This window comes from Rodentibacter mrazii (assembly GCF_001998825.1).
Taxonomy (GTDB): Bacteria; Pseudomonadota; Gammaproteobacteria; order Enterobacterales; family Pasteurellaceae; genus Rodentibacter; species Rodentibacter mrazii.
Map to the genome: position 1 here is coordinate 1 of NZ_MLHG01000033.1, position 4,609 is coordinate 4,609.

1 protein-coding gene is annotated in these 4,609 nt (G+C 50.4%); it reads left to right on the forward strand.

Annotated features, from left to right (window positions below; genetic code table 11):
- Positions 1 to 30: 30 nt before the first annotated feature.
- A partial coding sequence (gene tssI, locus BKK47_RS05970) for a type VI secretion system tip protein TssI/VgrG (RefSeq protein WP_077493984.1) occupies positions 31 to 4,609 on the forward strand: 4,579 nt, incomplete at its 3' end.

The following is a 4,609-nucleotide window of genomic DNA, read 5'->3' on the forward strand; positions in this document are numbered from 1 at the left end:
TTTTTCTTTTTGCTAAAAACAGGAGCCCTTATGGCAGTACAATCCGATTATCGTTATAGCCTCAGCGTAAACGGCACAAGCCAATTTGAGGTGGTGAGTTTTGTGGTGAGCGAACATTTGTCCGAGCTTTTCCGTGCGGAGCTTTCCCTTGTGGGGTTTGATGATGCCCCGGCATTTGTCGATATTTTGGACCGACCTGCGACCCTCACCTTCTGGCAGGGGGAGGTGGCGGTCCGTCATCTCAATGGTATCGTCACCGGCTTCAAACAGGCGGAAAGCGGATTTTCCCGTACGCGCTATCAGATGGTGATAGCGCCGGAGCTGTCGCGGGCGGGGTTACAGTCGGACCTCCGCATATTCCAACACCAAGACAGTCGGGCGATAATCGAAACGTTGTTGGCAAAAAATCAAGTGACGCAACATCAGTTTGATTTAAAGGAAAATTATTGGACGCGGGAATACTGTGTGCAGTACCGAGAAACGGATTTAGCCTTTATGGCACGTTTGGCGGCGGAAGAGGGGACGTACTATTATTTTGAACACCGGGCGGACAGTCATATTTTACACTTTTGCAACAGTGTGGGGCTGGCGGAGAGCAAGGGCGAGTTATTGTACAATGGGATGCCGTCAGGCGAGCGTCCGCAGGCGGCGGTTTGGCATTGGGATTATGAGGAAACGTTGGGTTCAACCCGGCAAACCTTGCGTGATTATACGTTTACCAATCCGCGTTATAATCAGGAGCATCAAGCGGTTCATAACATGGCGAATGTGTTGGGCGAGCCACGGGTGGGGCAATATGAGCGTTATGACTACCCGGGGCGTTATAAACGGGATGAACAAGGCATCCCGTTTAGTCGCTACCGATTGGAATACGAACAACGGGAAGCGGAAGTGGCGCAGGCAAAAAGTGATGACCTGCGGGTGATGCCGGGGTATTGCTTTAGTTTAAAGGGACATGGACGGGCGAAATTTAATCGGGACTGGTTAGTGGTGGGGGTGGTACACCGAGGTTGGCAAAGTGGCGTATTGGAGGAAGAAGCGGGAGAGGCGGGCAACCGTTATGAAAATGAAATCAAGCTTATCCCACAAGGTAAACCGTGGCGTCCGACCCCGCAGCCGAAACCCAAGGTGGACGGTCAGCAGGTGGCGCATGTGGTGGGACCGGCGGGAGAAGAGATATATTGTGACCGTTGGGGACGGGTCAAGATACAGTTTCCGTGGGACCGATTGGGTAACAACGACGAGCACAGTTCCTGCTGGGTGCGGGTGAGTCAGGGCTGGGCGGGGGCGCAGTTTGGTGGGATGATGATACCGCGAATTGGTCATGAGGTGATAGTGAGTTTTTTAGAAGGCGACCCGGACCAACCGATAATCACGGGACGGACCTATCATGCCACCACAGAGCCGCCGTATCCGTTGCCGGCGCATAAAACGCGGATGACGATAAAGTCGAAGACGCACAAGGGCAACGGTTTTAACGAATTGCGTTTTGAGGATGAAAAAGATAAAGAAGAAGTCTTTATTCATGCGCAACGAGACCAAAATAACGTGGTGAATCATGATGAGACCACGAAGGTGGGGCGCAATCGAACGGAGAAGGTGGGACGGAATGAAAAAATTACGGTGGGGAAAAACCGTTCGCAGACGATAAAACAAAATGAGTTGCTCACGGTGGGTTTTAACCGGATGACCAATATTGTCATGAATGAGTTGCACAATGTGGGCATGATGCGCAGTCTAAACGTTTTGCTGGACCAACATGAAATCGTGGGGCAGGATTATGGTTTAACGGTGGGCAAGGATTACCGCATTGATGTGGGCAATAATACCCATTTCAGCACCGCCCAATTATTGACGATGATAAGTCAAAATATGCACGTCACCGGTAAAGATGAAATTCGCTTGGACAGCAAAGGCGGTCAGATTCATCTGAATGAAAAGGGCATTACCTTAAAAGGCATTGTCACCATTGAAGGCCCGCTGACGGTGAAAGGCGAGGCGATGGCAGGCGGCCGCTCGGTGGAGGGAGAATGTATCGCCTGTAAGCAGGCGGCGGCAGTCGGGCGACCGGTCAACCCGATTTTGGGGATTAAACTGCTGACCAATGAAGTGGATTTTGCCTTACCGGGACTGTTACCCCTCACGTGGCATCGGTCATATTACTCGGATATTCCGGCAGGGGAGATGGGTAACTGGTTAGGGCAAGGTTGGCGGGTGAACGGCAGCCAATGGATAGAAGGGCGGTTACAGTCGGTTGCGTTAGATAACCCGTTGGATACCCCATTGAACGACGGCCAAGAAACGCCGCCGAAATCGACCGCACTTGAATCCTTTTACTACCTTGACGAACAGGGGCGGGAAATTCCGTTACCGCGCGAGATTGACGGCACACCGATATTTATTCAAGCCGAACAGATTTGGGTGCACTATATCGGGGCGGAGACGATTGAAATTGCCAATACGACAAAATCGGTACGTATGACCTTTCGTTGTTTGCCCCCTCAAACAACCCAAGAGCATGGGCAAGCACAAGACGGGCAAACGTCCATCCGCTATTTCACCTTACAGACAATTCAAGACAGCCACGGCAACCGCCAACAGTTCTTGTACGGACAAGGATTATATGGACAAGCGCCGCTGCCTTATGCGGTAACCGACGGTAACGGACGGGTCTTTGCGTTACAGTTTAAGCTCATGGACGCGACAACGGTGACCGCCTCTCCGACAGCGGCAACGGCAAGTGCGACTATTCCCCCTGAAACGGGCGACCGCTCACCACTGTGGCGGCTGACTGATATTTACTTATTACCCCAGCCTTTTTCCGCGGTCAATCTCACCCAATTACAGGAAACTTTACAAAAACACACCGCACTTTCTGAGGTATCAGAGGTATCAACCGATTCCCGGCTCGGAAAAAAATTAGTCGCTTACCGCTACAACGCCGAAGGAGATTTAATTGAAGTAAAAGACGGCTTAGGTTATGTGGTGCGTAAATTCGCCTATCGCAATCACCTGATGATTGCCCATGAAGATGCCGCAGGCTTAGTTTCCACCTATGAATATGACCACTATCGCCCAAGCGGTAAGGTAATACGTAATAGCACAAATCTCGGCGAGCGTTGGGAATTTGCTTATTTTCCAAGCTATACGCAAGTGACCGACGTGTTGGGACGAACGGAAGAATATCATTTTGACGAACATCGGGAACTTATCAAATTCGTCGCAGCAAACGGACAGGCAACCCTACAAGAGAGAGACAAATTAGGTCGGGTATTAAGTCAAACCGACCCTTCCGGACAAACCCGCTATTTTGAGTATAACCCGCAAGGACAAATGACCAAACTTACCCGTCCGGATAATGTGATGTTGTATTTTATGTATGACAACGACGGACGGCTGACCGGACAAACGGATGCCCTTGGCAATATGACGCGTTACCGTTATGATGAACGCGGCAATCTTATTGAACGCCTTGATGCGTTAAATCAAAAAACGCAGTATGCTTATAATGACAAAGGGCTTTTAACCTGCAGTACCGACCCGTTGGGTAATGATACCTTGTTTGCGTATGATGACAACTCTCAACTGAGCCAAGTGACGGACTGTTCGGGCAATCCAACCCGATTTAGCTATAACGAATGGGGGCAGCTCAGCGCACAAACCGATGCACTCGGTCATACCACAAGCTATGATTACAACGACCGCCAACAGCTGATAGCCATGGTGTTGCCGAATCAAAGCCGCAGTACTTACCGCTACGACGCAGCCGGACGAATGACCGAGGAGATTGACCCACAGGGTAACCGTATCCGCTATCAATACCGGGCAGATGGCTTACTCTGTATAAAAACCAATGCCCAAGGTCACCGTTTCCAATATCATTACGACCTAGCAGGCAGATTGGTGGGGCTGACTAACGAGAACCAGGCTGCCTACCGTTTTGTGTATGACGAATCGGACAGGGTGATTTGGGAAAAAGGCTTTGATGATAAGCTCATGCAATATGAATACGACGAACAAGGGCGACTGACCACCCAAAGGGAGTTCGGTATCAGTGAGACAAGCATACCTAACACACCGAACATACTGAATCAGGCGGTAATCCGTGAAACCCACTTCCATTATGACCGTCAGGGAAGGCTCACCAAACAACAAATCAAACAGGGTCAACAACAGCACACCACCCACTACCGCTATGATGCCAACGGCCGCCTGACGGACATAGACAACGGCGAAAGCCGGCTGACTTATCGTTATGATGCGCTAGGGCGTTTAGTGGAAGAAACCGGCACCCACCCAATGCTCGACAACCCGAGTAAGATAGGGTATCACTATGACGCCAACGGCAACCGCATAAAAACCGGTTTACCGAGCGGGGATGACATTCATTATTTTTACTACGGTACGGGGCACTTATCGGGCATTAAGCTCAATCACCAACTTATCAGCGAAATTACCCGCGATAAGCGTCACCGGGAAATCACCCGCACACAAGGCAGCATAATCAGTGAATATCAATATAATCCATTGGGACAATTAACCAAACAACAAGCCGGACTAATGGAGAGTACTGCCATCCGCACCCTAGCGCGAACCTTTAGTTATGACC